Source organism: Edwardsiella sp. A.80236, from assembly GCF_044540725.1.
Taxonomy (GTDB): domain Bacteria; phylum Pseudomonadota; class Gammaproteobacteria; order Enterobacterales; family Enterobacteriaceae; genus Edwardsiella; species Edwardsiella tarda.
In genome coordinates this window covers 26,563-41,877 of the sequence record NZ_JBIUCY010000020.1, presented here as the reverse complement: position 1 = coordinate 41,877, position 15,315 = coordinate 26,563, and the positions used below count along the sequence as shown (strand labels likewise).

Annotated in this window: 17 protein-coding genes, 2 pseudogenes and 1 CRISPR repeat array (1 of these 20 only partly in view); of the genes and pseudogenes, 4 read left to right on the top strand and 15 right to left on the bottom strand. The window is 48.4% G+C overall.

All coding sequences use genetic code 11. The annotated features are described in order from the left end of the window. Position 1 precedes the first annotated feature (1 nt). The 14 genes and pseudogenes from trbI to traM all read right to left on the bottom strand — a co-directional run bounded on the left by trbI (position 2) and on the right by traM (position 10,193). Positions 2 to 373: a type-F conjugative transfer system protein TrbI gene (gene trbI / locus ACEQFP_RS15060; protein ID WP_068872079.1), complete on the bottom strand. Its 372-nt coding sequence runs from the start codon at positions 371 to 373 to the stop codon at positions 2 to 4. Further along, positions 370 to 2,997, bottom strand: a complete 2,628-nt coding sequence (gene traC, locus ACEQFP_RS15055; protein ID WP_068872081.1) for a type IV secretion system protein TraC — start codon at positions 2,995 to 2,997, stop codon at positions 370 to 372. Before traC ends, trbI begins: the two co-directional genes overlap by 4 nt. A 128-nt stretch (positions 2,998 to 3,125) precedes the next feature. Then, positions 3,126 to 3,692 (bottom strand): type IV conjugative transfer system lipoprotein TraV, encoded by a 567-nt coding sequence (traV, locus tag ACEQFP_RS15050; RefSeq protein WP_139108606.1) that lies wholly within the window; start codon positions 3,690 to 3,692, stop codon positions 3,126 to 3,128. A gap of 11 nt (positions 3,693 to 3,703) precedes the next feature. Beyond that, entirely contained in the window at positions 3,704 to 3,916 is a 213-nt protein-coding gene (locus tag ACEQFP_RS15045; RefSeq protein ID WP_068872085.1) for a hypothetical protein, read from the bottom strand. Further along, positions 3,913 to 4,281, bottom strand: a complete 369-nt coding sequence (locus ACEQFP_RS15040) for a hypothetical protein (RefSeq protein WP_068872086.1) — start codon at positions 4,279 to 4,281, stop codon at positions 3,913 to 3,915. Before ACEQFP_RS15040 ends, ACEQFP_RS15045 begins: the two co-directional genes overlap by 4 nt. A gap of 2 nt (positions 4,282 to 4,283) precedes the next feature. After that, positions 4,284 to 5,684, bottom strand: a complete 1,401-nt coding sequence (gene traB / locus ACEQFP_RS15035) for an F-type conjugal transfer pilus assembly protein TraB (protein WP_068872089.1) — start codon at positions 5,682 to 5,684, stop codon at positions 4,284 to 4,286. Beyond that, positions 5,681 to 6,412, bottom strand: a complete 732-nt coding sequence (traK, locus tag ACEQFP_RS15030) for a type-F conjugative transfer system secretin TraK (RefSeq protein ID WP_068872090.1) — start codon at positions 6,410 to 6,412, stop codon at positions 5,681 to 5,683. Before traK ends, traB begins: the two co-directional genes overlap by 4 nt. Next, complete coding sequence (traE, locus tag ACEQFP_RS15025; protein WP_068872092.1) at positions 6,399 to 6,965, bottom strand: type IV conjugative transfer system protein TraE; 567 nt, start codon at positions 6,963 to 6,965, stop codon at positions 6,399 to 6,401. The genes traK and traE overlap by 14 nt, the downstream gene beginning before the upstream one ends. Before the next feature lie 17 nt (positions 6,966 to 6,982). After that, on the bottom strand, positions 6,983 to 7,288 hold the full coding sequence (traL, locus tag ACEQFP_RS15020; protein WP_035599570.1) for a type IV conjugative transfer system protein TraL: 306 nt from the start codon (positions 7,286 to 7,288) through the stop codon (positions 6,983 to 6,985). A gap of 15 nt (positions 7,289 to 7,303) precedes the next feature. Beyond that, entirely contained in the window at positions 7,304 to 7,651 is a 348-nt protein-coding gene (traA, locus tag ACEQFP_RS15015) for a type IV conjugative transfer system pilin TraA (protein ID WP_035599572.1), read from the bottom strand. A gap of 71 nt (positions 7,652 to 7,722) precedes the next feature. After that, on the bottom strand, positions 7,723 to 7,935 hold the full coding sequence (locus ACEQFP_RS15010; RefSeq protein WP_074428760.1) for a TraY domain-containing protein: 213 nt from the start codon (positions 7,933 to 7,935) through the stop codon (positions 7,723 to 7,725). A 128-nt stretch (positions 7,936 to 8,063) separates the two neighbouring features. Beyond that, positions 8,064 to 8,768, bottom strand: coding sequence for a hypothetical protein (locus tag ACEQFP_RS15005; RefSeq protein ID WP_139108607.1), 705 nt, complete (start codon positions 8,766 to 8,768; stop codon positions 8,064 to 8,066). 242 nt (positions 8,769 to 9,010) lie between these two features. Beyond that, positions 9,011 to 9,709 (bottom strand): annotated as a pseudogene (gene traT / locus ACEQFP_RS15000) (complement resistance protein TraT); the annotation flags it as partial. 97 nt (positions 9,710 to 9,806) lie between these two features. After that, entirely contained in the window at positions 9,807 to 10,193 is a 387-nt protein-coding gene (gene traM / locus ACEQFP_RS14995; RefSeq protein ID WP_068872098.1) for a conjugal transfer relaxosome DNA-binding protein TraM, read from the bottom strand. Positions 10,194 to 10,713: 520 nt separating this feature from the next. Here traM and ACEQFP_RS14990 point away from each other — a divergent pair. Beyond that, a complete protein-coding gene (locus ACEQFP_RS14990; RefSeq protein ID WP_068872100.1) occupies positions 10,714 to 11,184 on the top strand; it encodes a transglycosylase SLT domain-containing protein in 471 nt (156 codons plus the stop codon). Between the two features lie 454 nt (positions 11,185 to 11,638). Here the strand turns inward: ACEQFP_RS14990 and ACEQFP_RS14985 are convergent, their stop codons facing one another. Then, positions 11,639 to 12,556, bottom strand: a complete 918-nt coding sequence (locus ACEQFP_RS14985; RefSeq protein ID WP_068872102.1) for a zincin-like metallopeptidase domain-containing protein — start codon at positions 12,554 to 12,556, stop codon at positions 11,639 to 11,641. A 1,310-nt stretch (positions 12,557 to 13,866) separates the two neighbouring features. Here ACEQFP_RS14985 and vapB point away from each other — a divergent pair. The 3 genes and pseudogenes from vapB to ACEQFP_RS14970 form a co-directional block, all read left to right on the top strand. After that, the gene (gene vapB / locus ACEQFP_RS14980; protein ID WP_035600875.1) at positions 13,867 to 14,097 is read left to right on the top strand and encodes a type II toxin-antitoxin system VapB family antitoxin; all 231 of its coding nucleotides are present in this window, start codon (positions 13,867 to 13,869) and stop codon (positions 14,095 to 14,097) included. Beyond that, positions 14,094 to 14,516 (top strand): type II toxin-antitoxin system VapC family toxin, encoded by a 423-nt coding sequence (locus ACEQFP_RS14975; RefSeq protein WP_068872113.1) that lies wholly within the window; start codon positions 14,094 to 14,096, stop codon positions 14,514 to 14,516. The genes vapB and ACEQFP_RS14975 overlap by 4 nt, the downstream gene beginning before the upstream one ends. 246 nt (positions 14,517 to 14,762) lie before the next feature. Then, a pseudogene (locus ACEQFP_RS14970) lies at positions 14,763 to 15,025 on the top strand (transposase); the annotation flags it as partial. Between the two features lie 50 nt (positions 15,026 to 15,075). Next, positions 15,076 to 15,315: direct repeats of the CRISPR family, unit length 29 nt; unit sequence CGGTTCATCCCCGCGGACGCGGGGAACAC; it runs 1,318 nt beyond the window's last position.

Below are 15,315 nucleotides of genomic sequence, written 5' to 3'. Positions count from 1 at the left end.
ATTACCCCGCCTCCCGCATACGACGTGCAATATCTTGCTGGATAACCCGGGTGATATCGGGCGCCCCCTGCACCACCGCCGGCGCGACCAGGATCAGCACATGGTGCTGTCGTTGATAGGTTTGCAGGCTTTGCTCCAGGGCCGCATTAAAGCGTGCTGATAGCGCCCGGGTTTGCGCTTCCGAGAGTGTCTTCTGACTGGCGCTATCAAAAAACGCATCGACGGTTTGCTTCATATCAAAGGCCACGGCACGCGGTGCGCTGTAATGACCAATGCCCCAGGAAATGGCCGCATTGGCCAACAGCAGGCTGGCAAACAACACGCCCCACCCCAGGCGGCGTTTCCGTTGTGACGTTATTGGTGACGTTGTCATGCTTCCTCCTGCTGATGTTCAGCTATCCAGGCTTCAAGGCTGGCCATCTCCTGGGGAAAGTTGCGGCAGGCCAGCGCATAGACCGCATCATGGATACCCACCCCCTCCCGGCGTTTTTGCTGGATAAACTCGAAGTCCACGCCTCTTGAGGAGTACATGGCGCGACTGAGTGGATCGACAAACAACCGGTGCCAGGAGGAGTAGGCTTCCACCGATAACATGAACGAACTGAACCATTGCTCTTTGGCGGAGCCGAATTTACCGATCATGTCTTTCTCAAACCGGTTGAACTGATCGGGATAAAGCTGGTTGTATTTGGTAAAGGATTTCGTACTCTGCTTCAGAATGATTTTGTAAGAGGAGTTGCCCCAGGCGGCGCGGGCCGCGCTGGAGGCCTCCGGGGAGTCGAAATCGACGATGTTTTGGGTAATGGTGATGTAGGAGCCATTGTGGCGCCGGGCTGTCCGGTAGCCCTTTTCGATAAACGTCCCGACTTTTTCATTCTTGAAGTCCAACAGCTTCCAGCCTTCATCGATAACGTTCAGTTTTTTCAGGCTGCGTGGGGAGTGGTACATGCGGTTCTCGATATAGATAATGAGCGAGAACATCACCGCAATCAGCAGCGAGGGACGGCTTTCCAGACCACCCAGCTCCAACACCACCATGCGGGCATCATCATGCAGCGACGGCTCATCGGAGTTGAAATACTCACCATAAATCCCCGCTGCCGTATACTGATCCAGCAGGATAATCATCTCGTCCAGGCGGCTACGAATGGTCGGTGAATCCCGGTATTGCTCACTGTTGCGGGCATCACTCAGGAAATTCACCACATCATCAATACGCGCCCGGTTTTTTTTGCTCAGCCACGCCGCTTTCACCGCCTGCATCAACAGCCCCTCATGCACCTCATCCAGGTTGCCGTTCGGGCTGGCCATCACCGATAACTGGTCGCGGATACGCTCGGCAGACAGGTCAATGTCTTGCACGTTGGCAAAGGGGTTGAACTTCAGGGTGTCGCCATCGAGGTAAACGCCGCCCATGTTCTCGCACAATGACTTGTAGCCATCCCCCATATCAAATACCCAGGCGAAACCGCCGCTATCCAACACACTGCGGATCAACGGTTGAATCAATCCGGTTTTCCCGGCACCCGACGTCCCGCATACCGCCATGTTGAAGTTGGTGTTGTCCATCTTGTCGTAGAACAGGTCGATAAAGGCCAACTGGCCACGATATGTCGGTGCCAATAAGCCAGAGGGGGCGAGCGGATGATCCGCGACCAGCGGCATCAGATTGGCCACATTGAATGATTCGGCACGGTGAACCACCCCGGCAGCCTGAAGCTCTTTGAAGAGTCCCTCTCCCGCCTTAAAGGGCAAGGCGGTGAGAAAATTACGCAGCTGGTTAAAGCGTGGTGAGATGAGCTCGATCCCGTTTTTACGGTAGCTGTTAAGGATATCCTGCTCGTAGTCCAGGGCCTTCTCGTTATCGTCTTCACAAAAGGCCGTCAGATTCAGGAAATAGGAGACGATTGCGGACTGGTTACTGCTCAAGCGCTGACGCAGCTCACCCCACTCTTTTGCCTGCTTCTCCACCCCAGGGAAGAACTTGCCATAGGAGGTTTTTGACTTTTTCTCACAGTCCAGAAACTTCAGATTGGCCTCTTGGTGGGCTTTCACCTGATCTTCCACCATCAGGGTCAGCGTCAGGATGAACGGGCAGGATATGGACAGCTCCGGGTTAAGCAGATTGCTGTAGTTATCCGCATTACTCCATAAGAAGGCCATCTCCGGGTTACGCTCCAGCTGAAAATTCAGTATCTGGGCCGTACTGGTTTTTTGGCTACGGCCATTGCGTAAACCGATGGTCAGGCTTTCGGCTTTCACCTTCAGATCAAAGGAGTCATCCACACATTGGTAGTTCAGGTCGATATAGGGATCTAATGGTCGATCATTGGGGTATAACTGGCTTGGGTTGTGGTTAATCATCTCCCTGACAATATTGATAAACGCCTGAGCATCGACAGGCTGGGTATAGATACGAGCCCCCTGGAGTGATGCCCGGATAACCTTGACCTTGTTCTCCAGCTCAATCATATCGGCTTTGCTTTTTTTCTTGCTGGGTACACAACAGGAGATAAATACCCGGTAATTTCGCAGGGTGAGTGGCAGGTCCAGTCCTTCAGGTAATGAGAAGCGTTGCTCGGCCGCACGCAAATAGTAGGCGCGGGTAATGGCGTTAAACTTGTCGGCCTGTGGCCCCGACCAGGAGAACTCGCGTAGCCCGTAGTCCACCATCGCCCCAACTTGCTTGCTGGACATCAGGTGAATTGACAACGGGATGCCGCGTGGCATTTTGGTGCGTAACAGACTTTCCAGGGCCAATACTACCTGCTCATTGGCGCCGGCGAGCGGTTGTGCCTCCAGCATAAAGCCAATGGTACTGGCATTAATAAATAACCCGGTTTCTGGATCATAATCTTTATAAGGCAGAATTCGGCTAAACTGCGGAAAGGACAGATTCGCCAGAATCTGATTTGCCTGCGCAGATTCATCAGGCAGTTTGAGTGCAGTCAGTAACGAGTTGACCGTCTGAGTTACAACATCAAGAGGATTATTCACACTGACACCTTTACTATTTCATGTTACATCCAGTACGCTACCGCCCATCCCTTTTTACGCACAGGGCACTCGTAAAAAATAAAGAATGATAGACAGCCAATAACACGCAACGACCTTAGCAACCCCGATTAGTGAATGCGGGGTTTTCCCCAATGTGACGGAGTAATAACAAACAACACCTGACTGGGTTGATGATAAACATCCTGCTTATCGATATAGGGCGCTATCCATAATTGTGCGACCTGCTCGCCGACACGTAATGGTCGAGGATAGCCTGACGCCACGGGAGCCACAGGCATCGGTGCTGTTTTCACCGTCTGCATCGGGCTAATTGGACGATTGGCCGGGTAGATCATTCGCTGCTCAACCGGTGTCGAACCCGTGCCAGTAAAGGGATTACGCGGCGCGGATGGAGCTATTGTGGTACGCGCAATGGGTACCGGCGATACCGATGCAGCCGTCACGGCCAAAGGCACGGCTGTGGGCGCAAAATTCCCCTCAGCCAGGCGAGGCAATGCGGCTGCAACCGGCTTTGCGGCCTCCCCCTCCTCACTCAACTTGGCCTTTTCATTTGCCTGTTGCATCGTCATACAGGTATCCGATGTAGTGGCATTACATTCAAAATCACTGCTGGTCCCAGCGCATCCGCTTAATAACAGGACGCTACCTAATACCGTGAAGATAAGACGCTGCATAGTCATCTCCTTTAATGCTTAGGCGTGGGAAGAATGATTTTTCCCGTCGTATTTTTAAAAATAGAGTCAGGCAATAGCGGGTTATCAACAATCGCTTGACGCAATGTATTAATATCAGACAAAACATTAAAGGACTGGGCTGTTTTCCCGGTCCCAGCTTTCCCCCAAACAAGCACATGACCTGTTTCGGTACAGAATGGTTTTTGCTTATTGACGTTGCTCATACACCTTTCTCCTCAGCGGTTATTTCTTGCATCCAACTCACCACCGCCATAAAAAGTAGTCCGATCACGATCCCTCGCCAGCCCATGCCTTCCATTAAAATCGCATAGGTGGCGTCAGCTTGAGATTGAGTCAAGGCGAGTGATGCAAAATCATGATGAAATTGCACCGGATTAAAAACCAGGGTAGACAGCAGAAGCATACCCGATAAAAACCAGAGCAAAATATTATAGGCAGCTATCCCAATCGCAAAACGACGGAGAAGGTGCAAAGCAAAGCCGCGCGGGTTAGCGAACCATTGCATCACAATACGCTGCGAAACAATCTGTGCCTTTTCCTTAAAAGAAAGCTGACGTAGAGGACGCATAATTATTTCCCTCCCGGCATAAACTGATGTGGGTCGATATTTTTAAGTTGCTTCAGCATCTCATCGGTATTAAAACCATTGAGATTATCCGTAGAGGGCATTGCCATTGACGGCGCTGACCGAGGCATCGCCTCCGTCTCGGCAGACTGACGCTGTTGCTTTTCAGCCTCCAGTTCGTCAACCGTCTTCAGCTGGAAACCATCTTGAAACACCACCGTAATTTCATTGCCGGCACCAATCGGGATAACCGGGTGATATTGCTCTGCCCGCTTGATGTAGTAGTCACTGAGTGTCTGCGCCGCTTTAGAAGAGCCACCGCCAATACCCGACATCAATACATCGGCACCGCTGACTGAGGCGGTCGCTCCTAACCCTACCGCCGGTTGCGAAGCACGATTAATGCCAGAGCCGATACCATCGACAAACCCCGCCCCCCAGGCCCAGCCAAGAATTTTTCCGTTACGCATCACGACCTCACCCTTGATGCCGTTTTTCCCCCGGAAATTAACGTGACCGGCGATCGGGAGATCAATCACCGCCTTCCCTTTGATGCAGCTGAGTTTACGGGTACGCACAATGGCGCGTTCACTCGAGACATCACCGTATGCCTCCAGGCCAACAAAACAGCCTGTCAGGTCATACGTTTTACTGTTCGGCATCTCCACACGGCCAGTGATCCGCAGCTGCATGGGCACCGTGGCTTCATTACCGGTCACGGATGCATTGGCATCGGCCCCTTCGATCAGCATGCCTTTGGCAAAGCTCCCGGAGGGAATATAGGGCAGCTTCAGCGCTGATTTCTCACCGTGCCCATACGTGAACGTCTTACGGCTTAACTGATTGGGGACCGGAATGGACTGATAGGTCACCTGGGGTGCTGGCGGTGTCCCCACACCAGGGTAAAATGCCGTGGGTGGCGGTACGCTGCCTTTCCCTTGAGGAGGAAAGGCCGTCGGCTGTGGCTCCCCCTCGGGTCCGGGTGCCGGAGACGGCGGTGCCGGTGTTGGCTCGGTGGACGCGCTTGCCCCCACCTGGGCGAGTTTTTCTTTCAGCTGGGCATTCTCCTGCGCCAGCTGCTCCATGCGATGCTGATCCTCCACCCGTCCTTTACTCAGCAGATCGATCTCCTGCCGAATATGCTTAAACTCCTTGCGCATTTCCTGCTCGGTGACCTGCATCTCAGTCGTCGCGTGTTGCTGTACCTTGTCATCAAACGCGGTATCAACCACGCCCGTCATATCCGGTGCCGGCTCATGCGCGTTGCCGGTCTGTGAGGCGCTATCAGAACGGAGATCCAGCTCTGAAAGATACAGTCCCCCGCCCACGGCCATCGCCACGACGACAACCACAATCCCCAGCCACAGATACTGTTTCCGCTTGACCAGTGCGTTAATATTCATCAGCGCGCCTCCCCGGAGGTCGTTACATAAACCGACATCCGACCACCACCGATGATTTGCCAGGCAGGTCCGACAAACATAATGGCGCGGGTACCCGGCAGCCAGAAATCACGCTCACTGACCGTTCTTGGGGTGTTACCCGGATTGATAACGGTATAACGCACGACTTTGAGGTGATGGCCAACCCAGACGTTATCGGCAACGCTCTGTAATCCCGCCGGCGTCGTCAAGGCCTCATTGGTCACCGGAATAGACTGCCAACCGGCAGGTAAGGCGCCCTCATGCACACCTTTATTGACCGCCACCAATAATGCCTCATAGGGTGTTGCCTCTTCCCACGCCTGGGGCGTCTCGCCCGTTCCCAGCAGATCACTCACCAGTTGGATAGTGCGCCCTTCCCCGGCACGCGGAACAGCGCGGATAGAGAAATTGAGACCGCGTTCAGTCTCGATGATGAAGGTAAAGGGTTTTTTGTTCAGCGTGGCAATCACAATTCCCCCGCTCGCGGTCTGCTCCTGGCGCGTCAGTTCACCCTCCAGACTGTTGATGGCGGTAATGCGATCACCGGCCACCGTGAACAGATTCGGATCGGTGTTACTCACGGCGATGTTAGCCTGACCACCATTGCTCAAGGGCACCAGAGTCGGTGCCGTTCCTACCCGAATAGCCGCCTGGCTGTAACCGGCAAGCAGGAGGAGCCCCGCCAGTAATAACGGTTTATTTATTTTCATCGTTCACCTCACCAAAACGTGTCAACCAGGTTGTCCCATCTTCACGCGCCATAATTAGGACGTAATGTTTAATTTCGCTGTAAGGCTGTGAGTTCCCAATCCAGGTTTTTAATTCACCCCGGATATCAACCCGCCCGGCAGCCGGGTAGACTTTCACACTGGTCTGATAAAAAGCGGAGTTCACGTTGTTGCTCTTAATCCGCTTGGCATCTTCTGCCAGCCGGATCTTCAGTTCGTTTTGAGCAGCGGGTTTTACAAACGCCAATAAGGCTTGATGGGAGGCATCAACCGTTTCGGGTGTCACGTTCAAGCGCAGCGCAATAAAGGACAGCGCCATCTGCCGTAGGTAAGAGGCATCTGCCTGATTTTGTGAAACAGCAAAAGGTGCAGAGAACAGCATCGGCGTGACCACACTACGTTGCTCGTTCTGCAAACGGTAGTTATTTACTCCTTGAATAATATTCACAGATAAAGAGAGGAGTAAAAATACCGCCATACCAATAAAACCGATGGCCAGTACGCGGCTGGTACTCAAACGGGCACTGTGTTTCATTTTAACTCCTCTGTAACCTACTTAATCCATTGCCGGAAACAGGAGTCTGGTACATCGTGAAAAACACCTTTGAGCAGCGAGGTGGGCATATACCAATAAATCAGATCACGTAACCAGGTACTTCCTCGCCCTTTCTTCAGTTTTTTCACACACCAGAAAACCAGAACCGCCGCGACAAGACCAAAAAGCTGCTTGTTAGCCCATAATCCCCAGCCAAGACAAATAGCCGCAGGAATAAGTTCATCAAGATACAGCCCGAACCAGCGGTTCTGGTTGGTGAGTGTTTCCGGAAAACGGTAGCGACTTAAATCGTTTTCCGACATAAGGGAAAATTCCTATTAGTAGCCAGCAACCCCCATCCCGACGGCAATAAATACCGACAGGATGGCAAAGCCGGCCAGGAATTTGATGTTTTTGGTCATCATATACATGATGCCCCCAACCAACACTTCCGCCAGGACAACCCACTTAACAACACTGGAGCCGCTACCGAAGGTCTTCTTGACGGTATCATCTCCGCCTGCCATCAGGTCTTTACCTGCAGCCAGCGCGACATCCGGTAGCAAGGTCGCGACAGCCGCCGCTGGCAGCGCAACCTTTAGCGCTTTGATCAGTCCCTTCTTGGAAAAGAGGGAGGATTTATTTTTAGATGCAGCAACCCCGTGAACACTTAATGAAGTATCCATGATTTTTCCTTAAATTTAGTTAAATAAGAAACGTTGTGAGAAACAACGCCATCTTCATTGGTGATAGAGATCTAACGTTCTTCTTCCGGACTCTCCTCCACACTATCGGCATTATAAAAATCAGGAAACCGTTCAAGGTGATCAGTCAACCGCAGAACGGCCTCCATCGACTTAGGACGATTACTGCGTAGACACGCAGAGATCAATGACTCATTGGCTATATCGCTAAGTAGGATCGATACAGCTGGACCAGTCCCTATAGGACTGCGTTTTACTCTGGTCATCCCTCCCCCATAACTATGATTAATTCATAATCATCGTCCCACCATTCTTATAAAATGTAAAATCAATTCTTTGTTAAAGAAACAGCAAAAAAACCGGAAAATAAAATTCCGGTTTTTGATTAATTTTTTTACAAAAACATAACATCATCATCAATAATACACTTCACAACAGAGCATATATAAAATAGATTTTTCCCTGATAAAATAGAGCACTTCCAATCTTTAACATCACATAGTATTTCCATTTTTTTCATCGCACTAAAAACTCTTTTCCTGACGACATCCTCATCAAGATCAAATTTAGTAGCAAGCTCAGCATAACCGAATCCTAATAGATAAAATGGGAATATTATAAATTCTTTGTCGGAAAGTCTTTCAAATAAATAACTCATGTCAACATACCTATTTTTAAAAACACTACCTCTACTATCTTTTATTAGAGCTCCTACATTTGAAAATTTATTAAATTGCCACAAGAAGAAGACATTACCATTCTGGATAATAGTTTCAATCCTTACCTGCCAAACATTTTTCTCTATTAAAATATTACGACTTTGTGCTGTAGAGGATGATAAAAATGCGCACTCCAACTCGAACTTAGATAAAAGCATTTTAACATCATTGGAAAAAGATGTGATTTCATCCATTAAAAATGGAACGCTAATCTTCCTACGCTTATTAATAAATGAAATAAGAAAAGGATGATTACAGTACACAAACTGCGCGTTAGAGTTACGCAAACATACAGGAGATTTTGAATCATTAAAAAAATGAATAGATTCAGAATCTATTTGACATAGAATCTCATAGTCTTTAGGATCGCTCGCAGACATAGTACCTCCTCTGAAAGGTTGCTATGGATAGCCGGTATAGCAGGGGCACTACCCTCTATATCGGCGCTTCTCAAATTTTTCAGAACAAAATCTGTTCTAGATTCAATAATAAACCAATGATTAATTATTGTCACCTTATAAAGGTAGATAATTATTGCTTTATTTTAAAATAAATAGATCATTATTCTAATTAAAGATGGGGAGGTATATCCCAATCTTTAATTCAACATGAAATGGATATATCAGAATATTCCCGCAATAGACTTGGCCAACTGGGCTTCTAAAACAGGACGTGCCTCATCAAATTTCAAATTGACTTTATTAGCACTTGAGACAATACGAGTCTGGTACTTATGTTGATCGCCAAATGAGGTACTCGTTTGAACTCGTGCTCCTGAAGTACCTTGTTTTAAGGCAGCAACATCATCTGTACGAACTTTATCTTTTGTGCGAACGGCGATCTGCACATCCGTTACCATCGTATAATTGACATCTTCGACCATCGCATCAGCAGCCATTCCAATTAACCCAGCGGCCAACCCTACGCCTAATGTTGCTCCAGCAGAGCTAGAATTATAAGCCGTTATCCCCGCCCCCAATGCTGCCCCGCTAATTGCCCCTTCATATCCCTGATTCAAATACCCCTGAGCATCACGCAAGTTCATTTTATCAGCTTTAAGCACGTTAGCCTGAATCCAGTATTGTGCCGTACCCGCTGACGATGTAACCCGATAGCCTTTAGCCTCCATATCTTTTGCAATAAGTGATTGCAGCCCATTCAAGTCCTTGTCAGATGTATTCTTAACCTGAATAAAGACGGTCTTCTCCCCCGTAACGGCTGGGTCTAACCAAACGGTTTGGCTCATCTGGGTTTTAACTTCAAGATTTCGCTTTTTGATTGCCGTAGACATGGCGCCACAACCAGAAAGGAAAAAGACAGAAAGTACCGTTGCTACTGCGAGGAATTTCGTTTTTTATGCATAAAAGCCATCTCTGTATTCAATGATAGGACCAATAGAATTCATTTGTACTACTTAATCACTCATCATCATGCTCACTTGGAAAGAATTTTTCTATAACCTGGCGCACATCTTCAAGAATATCAGACCTCATATTACTATAGACAAACTTCTCCTTCCCTTGAACGTAAGGGCTTAATGACTCCATCCCCATCACTTTACATATCCCGAACTGTGTTTTAAGAACATTCTCCAATAAAACCTTATTAAACTCCATTTGATTGAAAACAGACTCTTTACGCTCCATCTGAGCTGTGTAAACCCGCAAACCTAACTCTAACAACATAGAACCGATGCTAGACATATTGGCATCCTTTGCCAAAGCCCCTTCCACTCTGCGCTGTTCGATAATGGCGTTAATCTTCTCTTCCACTTCATTACTAACAAAGATTTGTAACCGGCTCATCTATTTATCCTCCAAAGAATCAACATATTTACACATAGAGTATGTACATACTATTGACCAAGTTTTGACTAGAGTATCTACATACTCTATGTAAGATCAAGTAGAGTATCTAGATACTATCAATGAAAAAATAGAGTATGCAGATACTCAGGAATAGAGTATCTACATACTATCGAGTTAAAAATTAGAGTATGCAAATACTATCAACTAGAGTATCTACATACTCTAAGATAGGGAAAACATCTCTAATATCATGAAAAATATGTATATAGTATACAAAGAGTATAGCTAATAGTATGTAGATACTCTAAACATAGTATCTGTAGAGTATGTTTTTTAATTTCTAAATTTTTGCACACTTTTTTAAATAGATAACATACTGTATTTACAGGAAAATCAGCAAAACTTTAGTTTTGCGTGGGGTGTGGTAACAATGGTGGCAAAGAGCATATATTTTGTTGAGTAGATAATTTGCAGGGTTTACTATATTTCAGCCTTTGACTCATTTGAGAAAACCTACATGAAGACTCGCTTCTTATTGCTTCTATTTACCCTGATATCTACATCATCGCTAGCTAATGATTGTTTTGACATGGCAGGACGTGACTACCGCATAGATCCTGACTTATTGCGTGCCATCGCTTGGAAAGAGTCAAGGCTCGAGCCCAAAGCGATCGGCCGAAGCCCAGATAAAAGTATAGATGTAGGGCTTATGCAGATTAACTCACAACACGCTGATACATTGCGTCCTTTAGGTATCACTATGCAGCGACTACATAATGACCCCTGCCTCAACATCTACACAGGTGCGTATATCCTCGCAAAATCATTTAAAAAACTGGGCATCAACTGGAACGCAGTGGGATCCTACAACGCAGGATTTAAACAAACACCTCAGCAAGCCCAGAGACGGTACAACTATGCCAAGGAAATACACGTCTATTACCTAGCACTAAAAAACAGCAAGACATCACTTATTCAAACCCAATAATGACAATAATAGGTATAGATATGCAGAACAACATCTGAGGCTTTCAGTGAGAATCACAAATATTTGTTGGTAAATTATTCCACACCATGCCTGCAGGTAATAATGAATGTTGAACTTATCCACATATCCATAGGTAACAACGCCAGTGCTGTTTTTCCCCCAACCAGGGGAAAAACAAACGAGAAGCGGGTTGATTCGGTAACGAATCAATGGCACCTGTGGGGATGTGGATAAGTTTGGAAACATTAGGGCGCCCCTTTGGGGGCAGATGGGCGGATGCAAATTTATTTTGCATCCGGGTGGGCGGGGGAAATAAGCATTCATACCTCGATGGTATGAATGCTTATCAGGGCGAAAAAAACCATTGCATCAAAATAAAAACAACATTATTCTAAACATTGAAACAGTAGTAACATCGCCCCGGATTTGATGGGCGTCAATCCGGGGCGAAATTTTATTTCGCAACATCTTTGAGATATAAGTGTGCTTTCGATGCCGCACTTGCTGCTTTAAAGATAAACCGTTTGTCATTTTTTAGCACAGCCAACCAGGCTGCGATATAACTTTCATGCTGTACTTCTCCTGACACGCCAAGATCTGCCATCAAGAACGCTGAGCCTAACTCAGCGACCAACTCCTCATAGGCATAATCCTTCGAGCCAAAATCACCTTTCATTTCTCTGTTTAAGCGATTTTTTCCTCCTGACCAATGAATCAGCTCATGTAACCCCGTTGCATAAAAGTTTGCGGCATCATTAAAAAGATGCCTACACGGCAAAACGATTTCATCTCTTGATGGGCAAAAATATGCATCCGTCCCACACTCACGAATCTTTGCTCCTGTTGCCTTGAAAAAAAGCTCAACATCATCGCGAAAATTAAAATTTTCTTTCGGCAACTCCATCGGCTCTATGGCTAAACCGTCCACTTGCTCAACATTAAATACCGTGAATGTTTTCAGAACAGGGAAACGCTCAAGATCGCCATATTGATTTTCCCGTTCAATCATTGAGTAAAAAAATACAGTTGTACCATGCTCCCCCTTACGCACCTGCCCACCTAAACCTTGAGCTTGCTTGTACGTTAACCAACGGGTATCAGCATATCCATATTTTAATGCACTTTCCCACAGCAACATAATATTCATACCGTGATATTGCCCGCCAGTTGTAAGATTCACAGGCATCCCAGAAATCCCCGTCTTACTCCACGGACACACCCAAGGTTTTACCCCTTGCTCTAAAGCTGCAATGATATTATCGGTCACTGTCTGATAGAGATCTTTTTTCTCCCCGCATCTTTTTTTGACCATACTTGCCCGGCATCTTTCAGTAGATTCGGAAGCGGCGGTGTTGACGTTTTGTGTGTTCATGCTGGGCTACTCCTTTTGATTATTACGGTCATCTCTCAGTGAGTTCATCGCGGCAATGGGCGAAGTAGCGACGGCAGGCAGGGCATTGCATGGGCGCCGTAGGCGTGCATTTCACCCTTGCAATGAACTGAATGACGGTGCTATGCCACGCCCACGCGAGGACACACTGAGTGATGACGCCAACCCGACATGCACAGCATGAACACACCCGCCACGTCGAAATGACGTGGCGCCCTCAGACGGTCGGCAGTTTTTTCGCCGACCGGGTGATAGCGGCGCGCCGTTTACGGCGCTACAAGCGTAGGGTTTTCCAACATCGCTTAGCACCCGCAGGGGCGGAGACACGCAAGCGTGGCTCCGTAAGACTAAGTCGGACAGGTACAGCCCGGCTTAGTCGTTGCCAGGCGACAGCTCGACCGCGGGGGGGCTACTCTTGTGGTGCCCCAGGGGGTAATATTTTGGTGTTAAGCTGCAATAGGCGTAGAGAGAATAGCCATCAGCACAAGAGACAGCCGGTGTAGCCCCGATAGTAGGAAAATTTTATCAGCCAAGGAACGCGGATAGGGAAAAGCGGCGCGTTAGCGCCGCCTTACCTTATGCACCGAAGGTGCTGCGCAATTGTCTGCGATCGTTCAGGCTTAATACGCAATGAACAAACAAGCGAACGCCAAAACAAGGCAAAGCAACAGCGAGGGAATCGCAATAATGAGATGATTCCGAGCTTTCATCCTAAAAGCCCAAATATCCCTGGTAGTCAAACCATGTACGCTGATATCAATCATCTCTGCCCGACGGGCAATCTGAAGAAATAGCACGGCTCGCATTATCATCCATAGGCATACAAGCGCCATCGTACAGAAAAAGATTAGAGTGCCGATGATCAGATGCTCACTATCAAACGGCGATACCAACGTTAAAGAAGTAGAGGAGATCGCCACTCATGCCTCCTTATTTATCGCTATATTATAATTGTTAGTTTATTAGGGATTAGCCAGCGATCAATAGCTTGTAGGCTAGACAATGCTGATCTTGCCGTATGGGCAATATCGTCCACGACGCGCCATAGCGGCTCCCCCGGCAACTACGCCCAGACGGCCATCTGGCAATGTATGTACAAGGAGGTTGTGTAGCAGACCGACAGAAACCACCGTATCTGCCAGATCTCGCACACTTTGCTTTTTTCGGATCTTTACTGAAAATGAGCGATGCAAACATAGGCATAACATATATATTGCCTGTACATATGCCTAACATATGCATATACTTAACCTATGCAAATGGCCATCAGGCCATAATACTAGGAGGTCATCATGCGAACCGTATCTATTTTTAAAAATGGCAACAACCGCGCCGTCCGGCTGCCCCGCGATCTGGATTTTGAAGGTGTGAGCGAACTGGAGATCATCCGGGAAGGAGACAGCATCATCTTACGTCCCGCCCGTCCGACTTGGGGCTCATTTGCACAGCTAGAAAAAGCAGATTCGGATTTTATGGCCGATCGCGAAGACGTGATCAGCGATGAAGGACGCTTTACGTTATGAAACAGCGCCGAACCTATATGCTCGATACCAACATCTGCTCCTTCATCATGCGCGAACAGCCGGAAGCCGTGCTAAAACGCCTAGAGCAAGCCGTTCTGCACAACCATCGCATCGTCGTTTCGGCTATCACCTATGCTGAAATGCGATTCGGTTCCATTGGTAAGAAGGCCTCGCCACGCCATGTACAATTAGTTGATGCGTTCTGTACCAGGCTGGACGCTATCCTGCCGTGGGATAAGACAGCAGTCGATGCCACCACTGCAATTAAGGCCGCGTTAGCCGCCGCTGGTACACCAATTGGCCCGAACGATACGGCGATCGCCGGACACGCCATCGCTGCCGGAACGATTTTGGTGACGAATAATACGCGGGAATTTGAGCGGGTAACGGGGTTGATGCTGGAAGATTGGGCGAAATAACGCAGTATTACCGACATTCCGCGGCTCTCTCGCGTTAACGGTAACGAAGTAGACAGAGTTGTATTGTCGATTATTTAGGCTGTTAACTCAATAAAATTGAGCCACTGAGGGATAATGCAGACGGCGAAAAGCCTTTCGTACCAGGGCCATGGTCAGTGTTCCACGTCACCTCAGCAAAGTCCGGCTCTATGACTGCAATCAATGCCCCGTAAAACCACCACAACATTTAGCTTGGCAAACAAGGGGGCGATTCAGGCCTGGTATGAGTCCGCAGCGCCTTCATCCCGGGGAAGACCTCAGCGTTATTCTGACATTGCCATCACCACTGTCCTGGTGATTAAACGCGTATTCCGGCTGACCCTGCGGGCTGCGCAGGGTTTTATTGATTCCCTTTTTGCACTGATGAACGCCCCGTTGCGTTGTCCGGATTACACAGTGTCAGTAAGCGAACAACGTCGGTTAATGTCAGTTTCAAAACACCCACTCGGGGTGAAATCGCACACCTGGTGCAAATCCTGCCGCCATCCTGACCTAGTAGGTTATGTACGCACGGAAGTGGCGGTTCATCCCCGCGGACGCGGGGAACACGGACAGCTGCTCCGGGCCGTGCTCGTTTACGCCCGGTTCATCCCCGCGGACGCGGGGAACACTCGTAGATTGTCATGGTGACAACCTTCTGCGCCGGTTCATCCCCGCGGACGCGGGGAACACTGTATCGCTCGCTGTCGCTCTTTCTCTCTTAGCGGTTCATCCCCGCGGACGCGGGGAACACATTAGCTGGACGTTTGACTGACCTGAC